Origin of the sequence: [Pseudomonas] carboxydohydrogena (genome assembly GCF_029030725.1) — a bacterium.
Classification (GTDB): Bacteria; Pseudomonadota; Alphaproteobacteria; order Rhizobiales; family Xanthobacteraceae; genus Afipia; species Afipia carboxydohydrogena.
Map to the genome: position 1 here is coordinate 2,400,889 of NZ_CP113162.1, position 17,440 is coordinate 2,418,328.

The following is a 17,440-nucleotide window of genomic DNA, read 5'->3' on the forward strand; positions in this document are numbered from 1 at the left end:
GCGGATCGCCACCCGTCTTACATAAAGGCCTGAATGCCGGTGATGGCACGGCCGATGATCAGCGCGTGCACGTCATGCGTGCCTTCATAGGTGTTCACGCTTTCCAGATTCTGGGCATGGCGCATGACATGGAATTCGCTGGAGATGCCGTTGCCGCCATGCATGTCGCGCGCGACGCGGGCGATATCGAGCGCCTTGCCGCAATTGTTGCGCTTCATTAGCGAAATCATTTCGGGCGCGAACTTGCCTTCATCCATCAGGCGGCCGACCCGCAACGAGCCTTGCAGGCCGAGCGCGATCTCGGTCTCCATGTCCGCGAGCTTCTTCTGCATCAACTGGGTGGCCGCGAGCGGCCGGCCGAACTGCTTGCGGTCGAGCACATATTGCCGCGCGCGCTGGAAGCAATCCTCCGCAGCCCCCATCACGCCCCACGAGATGCCGTAGCGCGCGCGGTTGAGGCAACCGAACGGACCGGACAGACCCGATACGTTGGGCAGCAGCGCGCTCTCCGGCACCACCACGCCATCCATCACCACCTCGCCGGTAATCGAGGCGCGCAACGACAGCTTGCCCGCGATCTTCGGCGCCGACAGACCCTTCATTCCCTTTTCGAGGATGAAACCGCGAATCTTGTTGTCATGCGCCTGCGATTTCGCCCAGATCACGAACACGTCCGCGATCGGCGCGTTGGAAATCCACATCTTCGAGCCGGTGAGCCGGTAGCCGTCCGATACTTTCTCGGCGCGCGTCTTCATGCTGTCGACATCGGAGCCCGCGTCCGGCTCGGTCAGGCCGAAACAGCCGACCCATTCGCCGCTCGCGAGTTTCGGCAGATACTTCCTGCGCTGCGCCTCGTCGCCATAGGCGTAGATCGGATACATCACCAGCGAGGACTGCACGCTGTTCATCGAGCGATAGCCGGAATCCACCCGCTCGACCTCGCGGGCGACAAGCCCGTAGGCGACGTAGCTGGCATTGGCGCAGCCATATTCTTCCGGCAGCGTGATGCCGATCAGGCCAAGCTCGCCCATCTCGCGAAAAATATCGCGATCCGCCGTCTCGTCGTCATACGCCTCGCGCACGCGCGGCAGCAGCTTCTCCTGCGCATAGGCATGCGCGGTATCGCGGATCATCCGCTCGTCTTCGGTCAGTTGATCGTCAAGCAGAAACGGGTCGTCCCACTTGAATGCGGGCTTGTCCTTCGCCGGGATACGCGCGCTCATGGCAATCTCTCATCGCTATGTTGTCAGGGGAAAGCCTAGCACGCCGTCGCGCGGGCCGTATACCGGGTGGCCGTTACGATATGTCGTCAGCTTTCGAAGGGTTCGTTGCCGACGATCTCGATGCCGTAGCCCGAGAGGCCCTTGTAGTCGTGAACCGCGGACGTCAGGTGCCGGATCGACGTCACGCCGAGATCGCGCAGGATCTGCGCGCCGATGCCGACTTCGCGCCACTGGCGATGCCGGTCTTCCTCCGAGGAGTGATGCTGTTCCAGAGGCGCCACCGGGACGCCGACAACGCCGTCGCGCAGATAGACGAGAACGCCGCTGCCATTGGCCTTGAACCGCTCCAGCACCTTCTCGAGGCGATGCGAGCTGAAGAAAATATCCTTGATGACGTTCGGTTTGTGAATGCGGGTCAGCACGCCCTTGCCGTCGCCGAGCCCCTTATAGACGAAAGCCGCATGATAGACCGGGTCGAACGGGGAACGATAGGCGTAGCCCTGCAACGGTCCGATCGGGGAATCCGTCGTGAATGTCGAGACACGCTCGATCAGCTTTTCCCGCGCCTGCCGGTAAGCGATCATGTCCGCGATGGTGACGTGCTTCAGGTTATGCTTCTGGGCGAAATCCGCGACCTGCTGGCCCTTCATCACCGTGCCATCGTCATTCATCAGTTCGCTGATGACGCCGACAGGCGGCAGCTTGGCGAGCTTGCACAGATCGACCGCCGCTTCGGTATGGCCCGCACGCAGCAGCACGCCGCCCTCGCGCGCGATCAGCGGAAAGATATGTCCCGGCCGCGCGAAGTCCGCCGCACCCGCATTCGGATTGGCCAGCGCGCGGCAACACGCGACCCGCTCATCGGCGGAAATGCCGGTGGTCATGCCGGGCTTGTAGTCGATCGACACCGTGAACGCGGTGGTGTGGTTGGAATCGTTGTGAGCGACCATCGGATCGAGACGCAGACGCCGCGCATCCTCCACCGTCAACGGCGCGCAGACGATGCCGGAGGTGTGACGGATGATGAAAGCCATCTTCTCCGAAGTGCACAGGCTGGCGGCGACGATCAGATCGCCCTCGCCCTCGCGGTCATCGTCATCGGTCACGACGACAATCTCGCCCGCGGCAAAAGCCTTCAGAACGTCGGCAATGGAATTCGGCATTTTTCGGTTCTCTGACGCAACTCTATGGATCGTATGACGCTCCGCGCGGCCTCGTGCAACGGCCTGCGTGCTGACAATTCCTTACCTATCCGGGGCAAATGGCACAATCGGAATTCCGTAAGGTTTTCATAGACTCTTTTCACAGCCCACCATTTGACGCATTGAACATAGGTGCCCAATCGCCCATATCCAGAACGGAATTCGCCGGCCGCTCCCGCCGTCGCCCATCCTTCACATCATCGGCCAGTTGCACGATTTTCATGACCCCTTTCGTCACCCGAATCCTGATCGCCGGTCTTGCGGGCATCGTCATGGCCGCCACCATCCCGCTTCCCGGCAACGCTCAGACCACGAACGCCGTGACCGGCATCTGGCTGACGGAAAAAGGCGACGCCAGGATTCGCATCACGACCTGCGGCGCAGGGATTTGCGGCAAGGTGATCGGCCTGCGCGAGCCGATCGACCCGGACACCGGAAAGCCCGCGACCGACAACAAGAATCCGAATCCGGCGCTCGCCCAGCGCCCCGTCGTCGGGCTCAATCTGTTCAACGACATGCGCGCGACCGGTCCCACGAGTTGGGCGGGCCGTATCTACAATGCGGATGACGGCCAGTTCTACGCCAGTAAGGTCATGCTTCAGGGACCGGCGCGGCTGCGCGTGGAAGGCTGCGTCGGCGCGCTGTGCGGCGGCGAGACGTGGAGCAAGGTCGGCAATTAAGCCGGCTCCGCGCGCGAAGCCGGGGCGCGATTACGTGCCGGGTTGCGGGTCCCAGCTTTCGGCGCTCGCACCGGCCAGTGCCCTGACCCGCTCCTCGTCGCGGGCGAATTCCGAGGCAATACCGGAATACACCACATGGCCATCGTCGAGCACGTAGGCGCGATCCGAAATCTCGACCGCCGCGCGCACGTTCTGCTCGACCAGCAGCACCGAGATGCCCTGCTCCCGCGCGCGCTGGATTACCCGAAAGACCTCCTGCACGATCAGCGGCGCAAGACCCTGCGACGGCTCATCGAGCAGGATCAGTTTCGGATTGAGCAACAGCGCGCGCGCGATCGCCAGCATTTCCTGTTCGCCGCCGGACAACTGTCCGCCCTTGTTGGCCTTGCGTTCCGCCAGCCGCGGAAACAGTTCGTACACCCGTTCGATCGACCACGGTCCCGGCCGCTCGGCCGGCACTTTCAGGTTTTCCTCCACCGTCAGGTTCGGGAATATCTTCCGTCCCTCCGGCACGAAGCCGACGCCGAGCGCGGCAATGCGATAGGGATTGAGCTGCGTCGTGGTCTGGCCGAAAATCCGCACCGTTCCCTCGCGCGCCTTGGTCAGTCCCATCAGGCTGCGCATGGTCGTGCTTTTCCCCGCCCCGTTGCGGCCGAGCAGCGAGACGATCTCCCCTTCCCGGACCTCAAGACCGACGCCGCGCAGGATGTGGCTCTTGCCGTAATAAGTGTGAAGGCCCTCGGCCTCGAGCACCACGCTTGTCATGCCGCACCCTTTCCGAGATAGGCCGCCTGCACGATCTCATTGGCGGCGATCTCCGGCGGCGTGCCTTCCGCCAGCATCTTGCCTTCGGCCAGCACCGTGATGCGGTCGGCCAGATGAAAGACGACGCGCATGTCGTGCTCGATCAGCACGATGGTGAGCTTCTCGTCGCGATGCAGTTTCCGGATCAGTTGCGTCACGTCATAGGTTTCCTGATCGCCCATGCCAGCGGTCGGCTCGTCGAGCAGCAGCAATTTCGGGTTGAGCGCGATCGCCATCATGATCTCGGTCGCGCGCTGGTCGCCATGCGACAGCTCGCCCGCGATACGATCGGCCTTGTCCGTCAGTCCGCCCATCCTGATCAGGTCGGCAACCCGCGCCGCGACCTTCCCGGCCGCCTCGGGCGACATCCGGAAGCTGAGGCGATGGCCTTCCGCAACCTCGACCGCGACCCGGATATTCTCGTAGACCGACAGTTCGGGAAATATCTCCGTGATCTGGAACGTGCGCGCCATGCCGCTCCAGACCCGCTCGACCGGCGGCATGTCCGTCACATCGGTCTCGTTGAATGTGATCTTGCCGGCGCTCGGGCTCAGAAAGCCGCTGATCATGTTGAAGAACGTGGTCTTGCCGGCGCCGTTTGGGCCGATCACCGCCCGCAACTCGCCCGGCTGCACGGTCAGCGAGACGCTGTCCACGGCGACAAGGCTGCCGAACCGCTTGGTGACGTTTTCGATCCGCAGGATGCTCATGACGTGGCCTTCCGTTTCAGCGCGCCCAGCACACCGCGCGGGAAGAACAGCACGATCAGCACGAAGAACAGGCCGACGAACGACATCCAGTTCTCGGTCTGGCTTGACAGATAATCTTGCAGCACGACGAAGATCGCGGCGCCGATCAGCGGCCCCCAGAACGAACGCATGCCGCCCAGCACCGCCATGATCACGAAGTCGCCGGATTGCGTCCAGTACAGCGCGCGCGGATCGACGAAATTGTTCAGGAGCGCATACAGCGCGCCCGCAAGGCTGACGAAGGCGCAGGAAATCGTCCACGATATCCAGATATGCCGGTCGATCGGAATGCCGAGAAAGCGCGCGCGCCGCTCGTTCTCGCGAATGGCGATCAGCGTATGTCCGAAGGGCGAACGCAGCACCCATGCCATCACCGCGACCGCGACGGCGAAGATCGCCAGCACGAAGAAATAGAACAGCCGCGAATTGCCCTGAATGTCGAGCGTGGTGAAGCCGAGATCGATCGGGAGGCGTCCCCATCCGGTCAGGCCATCGTCACCGCCCGTCACCGAATGCCAGCGGAACGCGATGAAGTAGAACACCTGGCCGAACGCGATGGTCACCATCGCGAAATAGACACCGCGCAGCCGGATGATCATCGGGCCGATGATCGCGGCCGCGAACGTGCCGATCAGAACGCCGAAGATGATCGCAAGCCCGGTGCTCGGATAGAGATAGCGCAGCATCAGGCCCGCGCCATACGCACCGAGGCCGAAATACGCCGCGTGACCGAACGACAGCACACCGGTGTAGCCGAGCAGGAAATTCAGCGACATCGCGGCGAGGCCGAGGATGACGACGCGCGTTCCGAGTTCGGTGTAGCCGCCGATGGCCGGAAGCCAGTACGGCATCGCCGCCAGCGCAACCCAGACAATGATGTTCGCCAGCAGCTTGTTACGGTCGAGGGCGTCCATCAGAAACGTCCCTCTTCACCGAGAAGGCCGCGAGGCCGGACCAGCAGCACCGCTGCCATCATCACGTACATGATTGCTTCCGTTGCAGAAGGAAAGAAAACCGTGGCGAGACCGGATGCGACGCCGATCAGCAGGCCGCCGAGCAGCGTTCCCGGCAGGCTGCCCAAGCCGCCGATGATGATGGCCACGAAACTCGGCATGATGAGCGAACTGCCGATGGTCGGCTGCAAGCCGAGCTGACCGACCGCCAGCACACCCGCGAGGCCCGCGAGATAAATGCCGAGACCGAAATTGAGGTTGCGCAGGATGCGCACATTGACGCCGAGAACCGAGACCGTTTCGAGGTCATGCGTGCCGGCGCGGATGCGGATGCCGAGCCGCGTGTAGCGCAGGATCAGGAAGAGTCCGGCGACCGCGACCGCGACGATCAGCACCATGAACAGCCGATAGCCGGTCAGGAAGAAATAATCCTGGCTGAGTGGCGTGACGAGCCAGCCCGGCACCTGAAATGGCAAGCTCTGCGCGCCCCAGACGAAGCGCGCACCGTCCTCCAGGATGAAGGCAAGGCCGAAGGTCAGCAGCAGGCTGTAGAGCGGATCGCGCCCATAGACCCTGCGGATCAGAACCCGCTCGACGATCAATCCCAGCAACGCGGTGAGGATGGGCGCAACCACGAGGCCGCCCCAGAACCCGATATAAGGGATCAGCGCATAGGCGATGTAACCGCCAAGCGCGAGAAACCCGCCATGCGCGAAATTGATCGTCCCCGAGAGGTTGAGGATCAATGACAGACCGAGCGCCATCAGTGCGTAGAACGCGCCGACGATCAGCCCGTTGAAGATGTTGAAGAGAATAAGTTGCGTCATGTCTGGAAAATGCCGTTGGCCCGTTCGCCACTCCGCTCGTCAAAGCGGCAGCATGCAAACCCGTGAGTTCGATTATCCACACGCCATTGGAATGACCCGGACCGCGAACGCGCGGCCCGGGACCATTTCCGATCAGGCAGGCCGCATCAGGCAGGCCATGTCAGCTTGCAGCCGGTGTCGGCGACTGACGGAGCAGCTTTGCTGCCATCCACTTCCATATCGACGACGAACAGATCCTCGGGGTCGTCCTTGCCCTTCGCCTGCGCGTGTCCGACGTAAAGTGTCGGCATGAGCTGGTTGTCGCCTTCGCGATAGACCGTGTCCTTCGGCATCAGCGCGATTTCCGGCGGCAGCTTGAAGCCCTGCAACGCCCTGGCCATCTTCACCGAGTCGAGCGACTTGGCGTTTTGGGCAGCCAGAGCGCAGGTCCAGGCCGACGCGAAGCCGAACCACGTGCGCGCGGTCGGCACATGGCCGCCGGTCCGCTTGCGAATCTCGGACACGAATTCCGCGACGTGCGGCACGTTCGGCTGCTTCCAGTACCATTCGAACACCCAGCTTCCGATCCGCGCTTCCGGCGGCAGACCATTCAGCGCTTCGAGCTCCTGCTGGGCACCGGCGATATGGAAGCGCTTGTCGAGGCCGAACTGCACGGCCTGCTTCAGCGTGTTCACCATGTCCTCGCCCGACGTCAGCACGATGATGACCTCGGGATTGGCCGCCTGCGCCTTGATCAGATAGGACGAGAAGTCGGTGGTCTGTAGCGGCACGAGATCGCCGCCCACCTTCGTTCCACCGAACTCCTTCAGGCTGGCCTCGAAGCCCTGTTGCAGCGTATGGCCGAAGGCATAGTCCGGCGTGATGAAGTACCACTTCTTGCCGTACTTCTCGAACAGCACCTTCGAGATCGAGTTGGTCTGCATCCGCGTGGTGTTGCAGACGCGGAAGACGTTCCAGTGGCAATTCGTGCCGGTGATCGTGTCGGTATGGCCGCCCGGAACGATGTGAAGAATCTTCTTTTCATAGGCGACGTTTGCGATCGCCTGCGCCAGCGCCGAGTTCACATTGCCGAGGATAAAATTGACCTGATCGCGGTCGATCAGCTTGCGTGCCTTCTGCACGGCGGTGCCGGCATCGCCACTGGTCGAATCTTCCACCAGCATCTCAACTTTGCGGCCAAGAATTCCGCCCTTGGCGTTCATTTGATCCACGGCGAGCTGAGCGCCAATGATTTCATTCTTGCCGGTCGCGGCGTAGGTGCCCGTCAGACAGTTGTCCATGCCGATCTTGACGGTGTCGGCGGCCCAGGACGGGACGATAAAGGGAGACGCAACCTGCGAAACACCTGCAAGCGCGGTCGCTTTCAACAACGAACGGCGGCTCAATTTCGGTAATTCAAATTTCGAACTCATAAACGTCCTCCCAGATGTGATTTGTTTTTGCTTCAGGCCGCGGCCATTTTTGATTTTGAATTTTTTTGTGATGCCAATGCTGGCTCAAAGAATGCAAAATTAAAATCCAGATATCGCCTCTTGTCGAGAACGTGATGGAAAACTTTCGTCTCACTCCGGTTGAATTGTCCCGATGTCTTTTTCTTTTTCATATCGCACTGCGATAAGAAGAACGCAGTGCAAAAAACCGACCATGAACACCCGATATAATTGAGTCAGGGCCCGCGGGCAGATTCCGGCCACAAGAATTTTCACGGACGGGGAATATTCTTCAAGCGACGGTGTCGAACACCGTCCATCAAAATATGTGCTGCGAATTGCCGTGCCGCGATATCGCCCCATGGGCATCAGCAGGCGAGCCTGAAAAGGCACCACCGCTCCTCATCGCGCCATCCTGAAAGAATCTCGGAAAAAAATTACAAACGGGACGATGGCACGTCATTCCGGATATCCGCCCGGAATCGGCGGCACGCCCGGCGATCGTGTGCGGACGCGGCTGTAAATATAGAGTGTGGTGAGGCCGGGACGGGCGGAATGGTCGGAGTAGCAGGATTCGAACCTGCGACCCCCTGCTCCCGAAGCAGGTGCGCTACCGGGCTGCGCTATACTCCGACGTGAGGCCGGTCTTATAACCGTGCACCCCTCGCCCTGCAAGGCGCGTGAGAAGCACTTTGACGCCGCCCTTTCCAGCGCCCATAAAAGGGGCCATGAGCCTGATTTTGACCACAAAAACCGTTCCCGGAGCCGACGCGGCGCGCCCCGCCGCCGAATGCCTTGCGGCTGGCGGTTTGGTCGCCTTCCCCACCGAGACCGTCTACGGCCTCGGCGCGGACGGGACCAACGGCGAGGCTGTGGCCCGGCTTTACGCGGCCAAGGGGCGCCCCTCCTTCAACCCGCTTATCGCTCATCTGCCGACGCTGGAAGCCGCACAGCGCGTCGCCGTCTTTAGCGAAACCGCCCTGAAACTCGCCCAAGCCTTCTGGCCGGGACCGCTGACGCTGGTGCTGCCCAAGGCGCCCGGATGCCCTGTGAGCGAACTCGCCACGGCGGGCCTCGATACCGTCGCGGTGCGGATTCCGGCCCATCCGGTGGCTCTCGCCATTCTGAAAGCGCTCGGCCGGCCGATCGTTGCTCCGTCCGCCAATCGTTCGGGCCACGTCTCGCCCACCACCGCCGCGCATGTGCTCCATGACCTCGACGGCCGCATCGACCTGATCGTCGATGGCGGGCCGGTCAATGTCGGCGTGGAATCCACCATCATCGGATGCACCGGCGCGCCCGTGCTGCTGCGGCCGGGCGGCACCCCTCGCGATGAGATCGAGGGTGTGCTGGGTATCTCGCTTGGACGAATCGAAACCGCGCCGGGGCATGACAATCCGCTCGCGCCCGGCATGCTGGAATCCCATTACGCGCCCAAGGCCGCCGTCCGGCTGAACGCGACGGACGTGAAAAACGACGAGGCGCTGCTCGCCTTCGGCGAGGCGCTGCCCGGCGCACGGCCTGAGCGCACGCTCAATCTCTCGCCGCGCGGCGACCTGATCGAGGCGGCGGCCAATCTGTTCGGCCATCTGCGAACGCTGGACGATACAGCCACACGGACCATCGCGGTCATGCCCATTCCCTCCCACGGCCTCGGTGAAGCGATCAACGATCGCCTGCGCCGCGCCGCAGCCGACCGGCCCTCATGATGACAAGCACCTCCCCTCTTCCGGCAGATTTGCTGGCGCGTTTCCGCGCCATCGTCGGCGACAAGCACGCCATCATGGATGGCGACGAGAAAACGCCCTATCTCGTCGAGGAGCGAGGTCTTTATCAGGGCCACTCTCCGCTGATCCTGCGCCCGGGCTCCACGGACGAAGTCGCCGCGATCTGCAAGCTGGCGACGGAGACGAAAACCCCGCTGGTGCCGCAGGGCGGCAACACCGGCCTCGTGGGCGGGCAGATCCCCCATCACGGCGAAATTCTTCTTTCGCTACGCCGGATGGACAAGGTGCGCGAGATCGACACGTCCTCCAACACCATGATCTGCGAATCCGGCGTCATCCTCGCCAACGCGCATGTCGCGGCGGAGAAAGCGGACCGCATCTTCCCGCTGTGGCTCGGCTCGGAGGGAAGCTGCACCATCGGCGGCAATCTCTCCACCAACGCGGGCGGCATCGCCGCACTGTCCTATGGGGTGGCGCGCGATCTCGTGCTCGGGCTTGAAGTCGTGCTGGCTGACGGGCGCGTTCTCAACGGCCTGTCGAAGCTGAAGAAGGACAACACCGGCTACGACCTGCGCAATCTGTTCATCGGCGCGGAAGGCACGCTCGGCATCATCACCGCCGCCGTGCTGAAACTGATGCCGAAACCCCGCACGATTGAAACCGCGTTCGTCGGCCTCGCATCGCCCGAGGCCGCGCTCGAACTTCTGGCGCTGTCGCAATCGCATGCGGGCAGCGCGCTTACCAGTTTCGAACTGATCGCCGACATCGCGGTACAGTTCGCGCTCAAGCACGGCCCGGGACTGCGCGCGCCGCTGTCGGAACCGCATCCGTGGTACGTGCTGATGGAAATCTCGTCGCCGCGCGACGATGGACGCACGCTGATCGAAGGCGCGCTCGAAGCCGCGATGGAAGCGGGCCTCGTCGATGACGCCGTGATCGCCGCGAATCTCGATCAGCGGCAGGCGTTCTGGACCTTGCGCGAAGTGATCTCCCACGCGCAGAAGCCGGAAGGCGGCTCGATCAAGCACGATGTCTCGGTGCCTGTGGCCGCCGTGCCGCAGTTTCTCATCGATGCGGACGCGGCCGTCACGAAACTAATTCCCGGCACGCGGCCGGTGGCGTTCGGCCATCTCGGCGACGGCAACATCCATTACAACATCAGCCAGCCGGTCGGCGCGGACAAGGCCGCGTTCGTCGCGCGCTGGCATGAAGTCAACGATGTGGTCCACGCCATCGTGCGCCAGCACGGCGGCTCGATTTCCGCCGAACACGGCATCGGCCTGATGAAACGGGAAGAACTGCCGCGCGTGAAGGACCCGGTGGCGCTCGACCTGATGCGCGCGCTCAAGCGCACGCTCGATCCGCTCGACATCCTCAATCCGGGCAAGGTGGTGTGAGGACTGCTAGAACAACGAGCCCTGTCTCTCGTCCAACACGCGACGAGAGGGACGCAGCGATGCCTCCGGCTTCACGACCTCACCAAAGAGTTCGATGCGCGATAGCAATCCCGCGTGATCGTTGGCGACACGATTGACGTCAGTCGATACCGGATGCCACGCGAGGCTGCCCGAAGGCGGCGGCTGCAAAAGAGTAACGGCCTCTGCCGTCGCAATCTCACCGCCCTCCAGCCAGCAGGCATAGTCGCGCGGCGCGATCACCACCGGCACCCGCGCATGCAGATGCGCCATCTCCTCCCGCGCCGCTGCCGTGACGATCGCCACGGTGTCGAGTTCCTCCCCGTTGGGACCGGCCCATGTTTCCGCGACCGCCGCCAGTCCCATCGGCGCACCGTCGCGCGGATGAATGAAGAAAGGCTGCTTGTGCTTGCCCCTGACCTGCCACTCGTAATAGCCGTCAGCCGGGATCAGGCAGCGCCGCCGCCGGATCGCGTTGCGGAAGGCAGGCTTCTCCAGCACGGTTTCGGAACGGGCATTGATGACCAGCGAGAATGTTTTCGGGTCCTTGACCCATGCCGGGATGAAGCCCCAGCGCATCAGCCGGAAATGCCGGCCGCTCGCCTCACCGGCCACCACCGCCACCGGCTGCGTCGGCGCGATATTGTAGCGGGGCGGAAAATTCGGCTGCTCGGCATAGCCGAATGCATGCAACAGGATCGCCGGAGCCGAGGTCAGCGTAAATCGTCCGCACATCCCGCGCCCCTATAACCGGATACCGATCATTAATTGCCGTCCTGTAATGTCTAAGCCGTTCCTGTGACCCCTCAAAGCACCCGATGGCGTTATCCCAAGCCACAGCCTCGACGAACCTGCCGGATGCGGCCGCCCAGGCGGCACGCCGACAGTTGTTGAAGGATAACAACATCAATCCGCGCACAGGACTCGCGACCGACTATCTGAACCATTTCAACGAAGCGATCATGCTTCTGGAAATGATCCCGGACATGCCGGAATGCGCCGAGGATTTCCTGAACTGGCGGCCCCTGACCTATCGCGAGCATTTCGAGGGCTCCAACCTCAAGGCCAGGGAACTCACGATCCAGGCCTACGAACGGTCCGAGGTCGCGCTGAAAGCCGAGTTCGACCGGGTGATCGGCTCGATGCGGGATATTCTGGTGGCCGTGAGCCAGGGCATGCGCAGCACCACGCAGGATGCGACCCGCGCCAGACTCGCAACCGAGGCCATCGGCTGGATACAGCCTTTGCTTGCGATGGCCGGCGCTTTGATCCACGGTGTCTCGGACGGAACCGACATCGACAGCATCATGGAATCCTGAAGACGTGACCGACCCCATCACCGCACGGCCGCAGGTCGCGGTCAGCGCAGGCATTTTCCGCGACAGCAAGATCCTCCTGACACGCCGGGCCAACGACCCCAAGGGCGTGCGCTGGACCTTTCCCGGCGGCCGCATCGAGTCCGGCGAAACCATGGCCGAGGCGCTCAAGCGTGAAATCCTCGAGGAAACCGGGCTGACGATCGAGATCGCCGGATCGGCCGGGGTCCGCGAAATGCTGCACGCCCAGTCCGGGCACGGGCATTTCATCATCCTGCCGTTCGCGGCGCGCTGGGTGTCCGGCGAGGTCGCGCTCAACGACGAGCTTGCGGAAGCCCGCTGGTTCGACCCCGGCGAGACCGGCGGCCTCACGGTCACGGAGGGGCTGCACGAGGTGATCGCCGACGCCTGCCGGATCGTGGGCGTCTAGGCCATCACAGGCTCTCCTTCCTGAACCAGCCTGCTTCCCTTGTTGCGTTCTTTGGGCCGGGAAGGCTAAGACCGCCGCCATGCTGCGCCATTTCCTCGCCGTGCTCCTGACCTGCTCGATCCTGCTGCCGGCCACCGTCCGCGCGGAGGACGAGGCCGCGCCGTTCGACGCCGACCTTCAGCGTCTGGCTGAAATCATGGGCGCGCTGCATTACCTGCGCGGCATCTGCGGAACCAGTGACGGCCAGAAATGGCGAACCGAAATGCAGGCCTTGCTCGAAGCCGAGACGCCATCCGGCGACCGCCGCACCCGGATGATCGCGAGTTTCAACCGCGGCTATAACGGTTTCCAGCAGACCTACCGGACCTGCACCCCGGCCGCCCATCTGGTGGTCCGCCGGTACCTGATCGAGGGGGCCGACATTTCCCGGAACCTGACCTCGCGCTACGCGAACTGAAGTTATCGACAGCCGTCCCCTTTAAATTAACCTTTTCGCAAGAACTGGCTGGGATGGCCCGCGCTGCATGTTAAAGCTCGGGGACATTGCCACGGCGCTTTCGCGCCCGATTCCGGATTGTCTTCGTTCATGTCGTATTCGCCTCTTGCCCCTTCCCGCGCTCCGCTCCCCGACCAAGAGCAGAAGCAGGCCGCGCTGACGTATCTGAACGAGGCGTGGGCCGAAGCGCTTCACGACGGCATCGACGGCGACTGCCTCGCGCAAGCGAGCCTGTTCGCGGCCTTCGCCGAACTCGTGAATACCTATGGCGAAGATGCGGTCGCGAAATTCGTCGAGGGCCTGCCCGCGCGCATTCGCAGCGGCGAGTTCTCGGTGGTGATGTTCAAGCAGTAGCACCGTCACCCTGAGGTGCTATTGCGAAGCAATGGCCTCGAAGGGCGACGGCCTTATCCTTCGAGGCTCGGGCTGACGCCCTCGCACCTCAGGATGACGCCGTCGGACAAACCTCGTCTCATCATGCTCTGGTTTTCCGCCTGCGCGGGAACAACGATAACTACGGCTTCAGCGTTTCCACAAAGCGCACCGGCTCGCCCTGCGACGGCGTCGCCACCTCGCCCTGCCACATCACCCGCTGCCCGCGCACGATGGTGCCGACCGGCCAGCCCTTCACCTTCACGCCGTCATAAGGCGTCCAGCCCGCGCGCGAGGCGTTGTCCGCGTTGCGGATCGTCTCGCTGCGCTTCATGTCGACCACAGTGAAGTCGGCATCGTACCCGGCGGCGATGCGGCCCTTGCAGGCCATGTTGAAGATGCGCGCGGGTCCCGCGCTCGACAGATCGACGAACCGCGCCAGCGACAGCCGCCCTGCATTCACATGATCGAGCATGATCGGCACCAGCGTCTGCACGCCGGTCATGCCCGAGGGCGACGCCGGATAGGTCTTCGACTTCTCCTCCAGCGTATGCGGCGCGTGATCGGAGCCGAGCACATCGACGATGCCCTGCGAGATGCCGCGCCAGATCGCCTCGCGATGGCTGGCATCGCGCACCGGCGGATTCATCTGCACGCGGGTCCCTAACCGCTCGTAGCATTCCGGGGCCGCCAGCGTGAGGTGATGCGGCGTCGCCTCGCAGGTCGCGACATCCTTGTGGTCGCGCAGATAGTCGATCTCCTGTTTGGTCGAAATATGCAGGACGTGAATCCGCTTGCCGTATTCGCGCGCGATGCCGACAAGGCGTTGCGTCGCGATCAGCGCCGCCGTTTCGTCGCGCCACACCGGATGCGAGCGCGGGTCGCCTTCGATGCGCAGATTCTTGCGCTCGTTCAGCCGATACTCGTCCTCGGCATGAAACGCGGCGCGGCGGCGGATCACGCCGAGAATTTTCCGCAGGCCGTCGTCATCCTCCACCAGCAGGCTGCCAGTCGATGATCCGATGAACACCTTGACGCCCGAGCAGCCCGGCGCGCGCTCCAGTTCGGGCAATTCGCGATAGTTCTCGCGCGTGCCGCCGATGAAGAAGGCGAAGTCGCAATGCATGCGGTGATGCGCGGCCTTGATCTTGGCGGTGAAGGTTTCTTCCGTAATGGTCAGCGGATTAGTGTTCGGCATCTCGAACACCGCCGTGACGCCGCCCAGCACCGCGCTGCGCGAGCCGGTTTCCAGATCTTCCTTGTGCGTGAGGCCCGGTTCGCGGAAATGCACCTGCGTGTCCATCACGCCGGGCAGGATGTGCAGGCCCTTGCAATCGATCACCTCGCCCGCGCTGGCGTTATCCGGCACGTCGAGCGCGGCGATCCTGCCCGCGGTGACGCCGATATTGCGCACGCCCTCCCCGTCCTGATTGACCACGGTTCCGGATTTGAGGATGAGATCGAAGGTCTGAGCCATTATTCTGAATGCCGAATGAGGTTTGCGAGGTGCCATAATTTGGTCCGCGCGAACCTGCGCGGGGCTTGTTGCGCGCACCTTACAGCCTTACGTTTCATAGCGATATCGGCGTTGCGCGATTCTTCGCAAAACTTCTGCCGGTCAACCTCTCGATCACGAATCCGCCACTCAAGAATCCCATGAAATCCGCATTTCTCACCGATCGGGGCGTGGTCAAAGTCGGCGGCGAGGACGCCCGCCACTTTCTCAACGGCCTCGTCACCACCAATATCGATCTGGTCCGGCCCGGTCTCGGACGCTTCGGCGCGCTGCTGACGCCGCAGGGCAAGATCATCGCCGATTTTCTCGTCACCGAAATACCGGCAGGCCATGGCGGCGGCTTCCTGCTCGATTGCCCGAAATCGCTGGCGCAACCGCTCACCGCGCGCCTGTCGATCTACAAGCTGCGCGCCAAGGTCGCGATCGAAAATCTCTCGGACGCTTTCGGCGTGCTCGCCGTCTGGGACGGAACGCCGCAGATGACGCCCGATCTCGCTTTCGCCGATCCGCGCGATGAGTCTCTCGGCTGGCGCGTGCTGGTGCCTGCTGAACTGGCGAACAAAGCCGCCGCCGCCATCGGCGCGGAAATGGTCGATGAAAGCGACTACGACGCGCATCGCATCCGCTGCGGCGCGCCGCGCGGCGGCATCGACTTCAGCTACAACGACGCCTTCCCGCACGATACCAACATGGACCGACTGCACGGCGTCGATTTCGACAAGGGCTGCTACATCGGCCAGGAAGTCGTCTCCCGCATGCAGCATCGCGGCACCGCGCGCACCCGCATCGTTCGCATCGGCCTTGGCGATGCCATCGCGGCGGGAACGCCGGTGACGGCGGGCGACAAGACGCTCGGCACGCTCGGCTCGTCGGCGGGCGATCGCGGACTGGCCTTGTTGCGGATCGACCGCGTCGCGGATGCCGTGGAGGCAGGCACGCCGGTTGTCGCGGACGGGCACGCATTGTCCTTCATCGTTCCGCAGGACATCGTGCCGCCGAAGAAGGCATCCGCATGAGCGCCGCGCCAGCAAAGGCAGCAAAGGTTTTGCGTTGCGCGTGGCCGGGCGAGGACCCGCTCTACGTCGCCTATCACGACGAGGAATGGGGCGTGCCGGAATATGACGACCGCGCGCTGTTCGAGAAACTGATCCTCGATGGCTTTCAGGCGGGGCTGTCGTGGATCACCATCCTGCGCAAGCGCGACAATTTCCGCAAAGCCTTCGACGATTTCGACCCGGCGAAGATCGCGCGCTATGACGCGAAAAAAATCGCCGCGCTGATGAGCGATGCCGGTATCGTGCGCAACCGTGCCAAGATCGAGGGCGCGGTGAAAAGCGCGCAGGCCTACCTCGTCATCATGAAGGAAGGCCCCGGCTTTTCGAAACTGTTGTGGAGCTTTGTCGGCGGCGCGCCGAAGGTGAACCGCTTCCGCAGCAAGAGTCAGGTGCCGGTATCGACGCCGGAATCGATCGCGATGTCGAAGGAGCTTGTGAAGCGCGGCTTCAAGTTCGTCGGCCCCACCATCGTCTATGCCTTCATGCAGGCAACCGGCATGGTCAACGATCACATGGTCACCTGCCATTGCCACGCCACCTGCGGCAAACCCAAACGCGCGCGCAAGACCAGATGACCGCGAAACACACGCCTCCGAAGAAGGCCGCCCGCGCGTGGCAGCGCATGCTGTCGGGACGGCGGCTCGACCTGCTCGATCCGTCGCCCCTGGATGTCGAAGTCGCCGACATCGCGCACGGGCTTGCCCGCGTCGCGCGCTGGAACGGGCAGACCCACGGCGCACATATTTTCTCCGTCGCGCAGCACACGCTGCTGGTCGAGGAAGTGCTGCGCACGCGCGCGCCGCGCATCGACCGCCGCGTGCGGCTCGCGGCAATGTTGCACGACGCGCCCGAATACGTGATCGGCGACATGATCTCGCCGTTCAAGGCGGTGATCGGCGGGTCCTACAAGGCGGTGGAGAAACGGCTGCTCGCGGCGATCCATCTGCATTTCGGCCTGCCCGCCGCGCTGCCCGCCGATATCGAAGCCCTGATCAAGGCCGCCGACATGGGCGCGGCTTACCTGGAGGCGACACATCTTGCCGGTTTCAGCCAGGCGGAGGCGAGGCGCCTGTTCGGCCGCGATCCCAAGCTCAATCCGGCGACCGTCGAGACTTATCTCACACCGTGGTCCGCCACCAAGGCAGAACGGCAGTTCCTCGCCCGCTGCCAGTCGCTGATAGCGTGACTATTCCAGTTTTTACGCGCTTTCACGGCGCTGCGCCCTGACGTATAGAGGGCATAGTC

The 17,440-nt window shown here is 63.3% G+C and carries 21 protein-coding genes and 1 tRNA gene; 10 read left to right on the forward strand and 12 right to left on the reverse strand.

Annotation, left to right across the window (positions count from 1 at the left end; genetic code table 11):
- Positions 1 to 17: 17 nt before the first annotated feature.
- From AFIC_RS11600 to AFIC_RS11610, 3 genes are all read right to left on the reverse strand, one after another.
- Positions 18 to 1,223 carry an acyl-CoA dehydrogenase gene (locus AFIC_RS11600; RefSeq protein WP_275246394.1) on the reverse strand — a complete coding sequence of 402 codons (1,206 nt, stop codon included), beginning with the start codon at positions 1,221 to 1,223 and terminating at the stop codon, positions 18 to 20.
- Positions 1,224 to 1,309: 86 nt separating this feature from the next.
- Positions 1,310 to 2,386 (reverse strand): 3,4-dihydroxy-2-butanone-4-phosphate synthase, encoded by a 1,077-nt coding sequence (gene ribB, locus AFIC_RS11605; RefSeq protein ID WP_275246395.1) that lies wholly within the window; start codon positions 2,384 to 2,386, stop codon positions 1,310 to 1,312.
- 139 nt (positions 2,387 to 2,525) lie between these two features.
- Positions 2,526 to 2,648 (reverse strand): hypothetical protein, encoded by a 123-nt coding sequence (locus AFIC_RS11610; protein ID WP_275246397.1) that lies wholly within the window; start codon positions 2,646 to 2,648, stop codon positions 2,526 to 2,528.
- Between AFIC_RS11610 and AFIC_RS11615 the strand changes: the two genes are divergently transcribed.
- Positions 2,647 to 3,105, forward strand: coding sequence for a DUF2147 domain-containing protein (locus tag AFIC_RS11615; RefSeq protein ID WP_275246398.1), 459 nt, complete (start codon positions 2,647 to 2,649; stop codon positions 3,103 to 3,105). The two genes, AFIC_RS11610 and AFIC_RS11615, sit on opposite strands and share 2 nt — an antisense overlap.
- Before the next feature lie 30 nt (positions 3,106 to 3,135).
- Here AFIC_RS11615 and AFIC_RS11620 read toward each other — a convergent pair whose 3' ends face one another.
- From AFIC_RS11620 to AFIC_RS11650, 7 genes are all read right to left on the reverse strand, one after another.
- Positions 3,136 to 3,870: an ABC transporter ATP-binding protein gene (locus AFIC_RS11620; RefSeq protein WP_275246399.1), complete on the reverse strand. Its 735-nt coding sequence runs from the start codon at positions 3,868 to 3,870 to the stop codon at positions 3,136 to 3,138.
- Positions 3,867 to 4,619: an ABC transporter ATP-binding protein gene (locus AFIC_RS11625; protein ID WP_275246400.1), complete on the reverse strand. Its 753-nt coding sequence runs from the start codon at positions 4,617 to 4,619 to the stop codon at positions 3,867 to 3,869. Before AFIC_RS11625 ends, AFIC_RS11620 begins: the two co-directional genes overlap by 4 nt.
- Entirely contained in the window at positions 4,616 to 5,572 is a 957-nt protein-coding gene (locus tag AFIC_RS11630; protein ID WP_275246401.1) for a branched-chain amino acid ABC transporter permease, read from the reverse strand. The genes AFIC_RS11625 and AFIC_RS11630 overlap by 4 nt, the downstream gene beginning before the upstream one ends.
- Positions 5,572 to 6,438 carry a branched-chain amino acid ABC transporter permease gene (locus tag AFIC_RS11635; RefSeq protein ID WP_275246402.1) on the reverse strand — a complete coding sequence of 289 codons (867 nt, stop codon included), beginning with the start codon at positions 6,436 to 6,438 and terminating at the stop codon, positions 5,572 to 5,574. Before AFIC_RS11635 ends, AFIC_RS11630 begins: the two co-directional genes overlap by 1 nt.
- Positions 6,439 to 6,584: 146 nt before the next feature.
- Positions 6,585 to 7,850, reverse strand: coding sequence for an ABC transporter substrate-binding protein (locus AFIC_RS11640; protein WP_275246403.1), 1,266 nt, complete (start codon positions 7,848 to 7,850; stop codon positions 6,585 to 6,587).
- Positions 7,851 to 8,000: 150 nt separating this feature from the next.
- Positions 8,001 to 8,261, reverse strand: a complete 261-nt coding sequence (locus AFIC_RS11645; RefSeq protein WP_275246404.1) for a hypothetical protein — start codon at positions 8,259 to 8,261, stop codon at positions 8,001 to 8,003.
- A gap of 163 nt (positions 8,262 to 8,424) precedes the next feature.
- A tRNA-Pro gene (locus tag AFIC_RS11650) sits at positions 8,425 to 8,501 on the reverse strand.
- Between the two features lie 95 nt (positions 8,502 to 8,596).
- Between AFIC_RS11650 and AFIC_RS11655 the strand changes: the two genes are divergently transcribed.
- Positions 8,597 to 9,577 (forward strand): L-threonylcarbamoyladenylate synthase, encoded by a 981-nt coding sequence (locus AFIC_RS11655; protein WP_275246405.1) that lies wholly within the window; start codon positions 8,597 to 8,599, stop codon positions 9,575 to 9,577.
- The gene (locus AFIC_RS11660; RefSeq protein WP_275246406.1) at positions 9,574 to 10,992 is read left to right on the forward strand and encodes an FAD-binding oxidoreductase; all 1,419 of its coding nucleotides are present in this window, start codon (positions 9,574 to 9,576) and stop codon (positions 10,990 to 10,992) included. Before AFIC_RS11655 ends, AFIC_RS11660 begins: the two co-directional genes overlap by 4 nt.
- Before the next feature lie 6 nt (positions 10,993 to 10,998).
- Here AFIC_RS11660 and AFIC_RS11665 read toward each other — a convergent pair whose 3' ends face one another.
- On the reverse strand, positions 10,999 to 11,745 hold the full coding sequence (locus AFIC_RS11665) for an SOS response-associated peptidase (RefSeq protein ID WP_275246407.1): 747 nt from the start codon (positions 11,743 to 11,745) through the stop codon (positions 10,999 to 11,001).
- An 83-nt stretch (positions 11,746 to 11,828) separates the two neighbouring features.
- On the opposite strand from AFIC_RS11665, the gene AFIC_RS11670 reads away from it, so the two are divergent.
- The 4 genes from AFIC_RS11670 to AFIC_RS11685 all read left to right on the forward strand — a co-directional run bounded on the left by AFIC_RS11670 (position 11,829) and on the right by AFIC_RS11685 (position 13,606).
- Positions 11,829 to 12,329 carry a hypothetical protein gene (locus tag AFIC_RS11670; protein ID WP_275246408.1) on the forward strand — a complete coding sequence of 167 codons (501 nt, stop codon included), beginning with the start codon at positions 11,829 to 11,831 and terminating at the stop codon, positions 12,327 to 12,329.
- 4 nt (positions 12,330 to 12,333) lie between these two features.
- A complete protein-coding gene (locus AFIC_RS11675; RefSeq protein WP_275246409.1) occupies positions 12,334 to 12,756 on the forward strand; it encodes an NUDIX hydrolase in 423 nt (140 codons plus the stop codon).
- 79 nt (positions 12,757 to 12,835) lie between these two features.
- Entirely contained in the window at positions 12,836 to 13,213 is a 378-nt protein-coding gene (locus AFIC_RS11680; RefSeq protein WP_275246410.1) for a TIGR02301 family protein, read from the forward strand.
- A gap of 129 nt (positions 13,214 to 13,342) precedes the next feature.
- Positions 13,343 to 13,606: a hypothetical protein gene (locus AFIC_RS11685; RefSeq protein WP_009340408.1), complete on the forward strand. Its 264-nt coding sequence runs from the start codon at positions 13,343 to 13,345 to the stop codon at positions 13,604 to 13,606.
- A gap of 160 nt (positions 13,607 to 13,766) precedes the next feature.
- On the opposite strand, the gene AFIC_RS11690 is transcribed toward AFIC_RS11685, so the two are convergent.
- On the reverse strand, positions 13,767 to 15,101 hold the full coding sequence (locus AFIC_RS11690; RefSeq protein ID WP_275246411.1) for a dihydroorotase: 1,335 nt from the start codon (positions 15,099 to 15,101) through the stop codon (positions 13,767 to 13,769).
- Between the two features lie 179 nt (positions 15,102 to 15,280).
- On the opposite strand from AFIC_RS11690, the gene ygfZ reads away from it, so the two are divergent.
- From ygfZ to AFIC_RS11705, 3 genes are read left to right on the forward strand one after another with little or no spacing between them, the layout of a single operon-like run.
- Positions 15,281 to 16,156: a CAF17-like 4Fe-4S cluster assembly/insertion protein YgfZ gene (ygfZ, locus tag AFIC_RS11695; protein WP_275246412.1), complete on the forward strand. Its 876-nt coding sequence runs from the start codon at positions 15,281 to 15,283 to the stop codon at positions 16,154 to 16,156.
- Positions 16,153 to 16,770 (forward strand): DNA-3-methyladenine glycosylase I, encoded by a 618-nt coding sequence (locus tag AFIC_RS11700; RefSeq protein ID WP_275246413.1) that lies wholly within the window; start codon positions 16,153 to 16,155, stop codon positions 16,768 to 16,770. Before ygfZ ends, AFIC_RS11700 begins: the two co-directional genes overlap by 4 nt.
- Positions 16,767 to 17,381 (forward strand): HD family hydrolase, encoded by a 615-nt coding sequence (locus AFIC_RS11705; protein WP_275246414.1) that lies wholly within the window; start codon positions 16,767 to 16,769, stop codon positions 17,379 to 17,381. Before AFIC_RS11700 ends, AFIC_RS11705 begins: the two co-directional genes overlap by 4 nt.
- Positions 17,382 to 17,440: the final 59 nt, after the last annotated feature.

What these genes read in the sequence shown, in the direction of transcription:
- AFIC_RS11600 (WP_275246394.1), bottom strand. Translation starts at nt 1,223, where the DNA reads ATGAGCGCGCGTATCCCGGCGAAGGACAAGCCCGCATTCAAGTGGGAC.
- ribB (WP_275246395.1), bottom strand. Translation starts at nt 2,386, where the DNA reads ATGCCGAATTCCATTGCCGACGTTCTGAAGGCTTTTGCCGCGGGCGAG.
- AFIC_RS11615 (WP_275246398.1), top strand. Translation starts at nt 2,647, where the DNA reads ATGACCCCTTTCGTCACCCGAATCCTGATCGCCGGTCTTGCGGGCATC.
- AFIC_RS11610 (WP_275246397.1), bottom strand. Translation starts at nt 2,648, where the DNA reads ATGAAAATCGTGCAACTGGCCGATGATGTGAAGGATGGGCGACGGCGG.
- AFIC_RS11620 (WP_275246399.1), bottom strand. Translation starts at nt 3,870, where the DNA reads ATGACAAGCGTGGTGCTCGAGGCCGAGGGCCTTCACACTTATTACGGC.
- AFIC_RS11625 (WP_275246400.1), bottom strand. Translation starts at nt 4,619, where the DNA reads ATGAGCATCCTGCGGATCGAAAACGTCACCAAGCGGTTCGGCAGCCTT.
- AFIC_RS11630 (WP_275246401.1), bottom strand. Translation starts at nt 5,572, where the DNA reads ATGGACGCCCTCGACCGTAACAAGCTGCTGGCGAACATCATTGTCTGG.
- AFIC_RS11635 (WP_275246402.1), bottom strand. Translation starts at nt 6,438, where the DNA reads ATGACGCAACTTATTCTCTTCAACATCTTCAACGGGCTGATCGTCGGC.
- AFIC_RS11640 (WP_275246403.1), bottom strand. Translation starts at nt 7,850, where the DNA reads ATGAGTTCGAAATTTGAATTACCGAAATTGAGCCGCCGTTCGTTGTTG.
- AFIC_RS11655 (WP_275246405.1), top strand. Translation starts at nt 8,597, where the DNA reads ATGAGCCTGATTTTGACCACAAAAACCGTTCCCGGAGCCGACGCGGCG.
- AFIC_RS11660 (WP_275246406.1), top strand. Translation starts at nt 9,574, where the DNA reads ATGATGACAAGCACCTCCCCTCTTCCGGCAGATTTGCTGGCGCGTTTC.
- AFIC_RS11665 (WP_275246407.1), bottom strand. Translation starts at nt 11,745, where the DNA reads ATGTGCGGACGATTTACGCTGACCTCGGCTCCGGCGATCCTGTTGCAT.
- AFIC_RS11670 (WP_275246408.1), top strand. Translation starts at nt 11,829, where the DNA reads ATGGCGTTATCCCAAGCCACAGCCTCGACGAACCTGCCGGATGCGGCC.
- AFIC_RS11680 (WP_275246410.1), top strand. Translation starts at nt 12,836, where the DNA reads ATGCTGCGCCATTTCCTCGCCGTGCTCCTGACCTGCTCGATCCTGCTG.
- AFIC_RS11685 (WP_009340408.1), top strand. Translation starts at nt 13,343, where the DNA reads ATGTCGTATTCGCCTCTTGCCCCTTCCCGCGCTCCGCTCCCCGACCAA.
- AFIC_RS11690 (WP_275246411.1), bottom strand. Translation starts at nt 15,101, where the DNA reads ATGGCTCAGACCTTCGATCTCATCCTCAAATCCGGAACCGTGGTCAAT.
- ygfZ (WP_275246412.1), top strand. Translation starts at nt 15,281, where the DNA reads ATGAAATCCGCATTTCTCACCGATCGGGGCGTGGTCAAAGTCGGCGGC.
- AFIC_RS11700 (WP_275246413.1), top strand. Translation starts at nt 16,153, where the DNA reads ATGAGCGCCGCGCCAGCAAAGGCAGCAAAGGTTTTGCGTTGCGCGTGG.
- AFIC_RS11705 (WP_275246414.1), top strand. Translation starts at nt 16,767, where the DNA reads ATGACCGCGAAACACACGCCTCCGAAGAAGGCCGCCCGCGCGTGGCAG.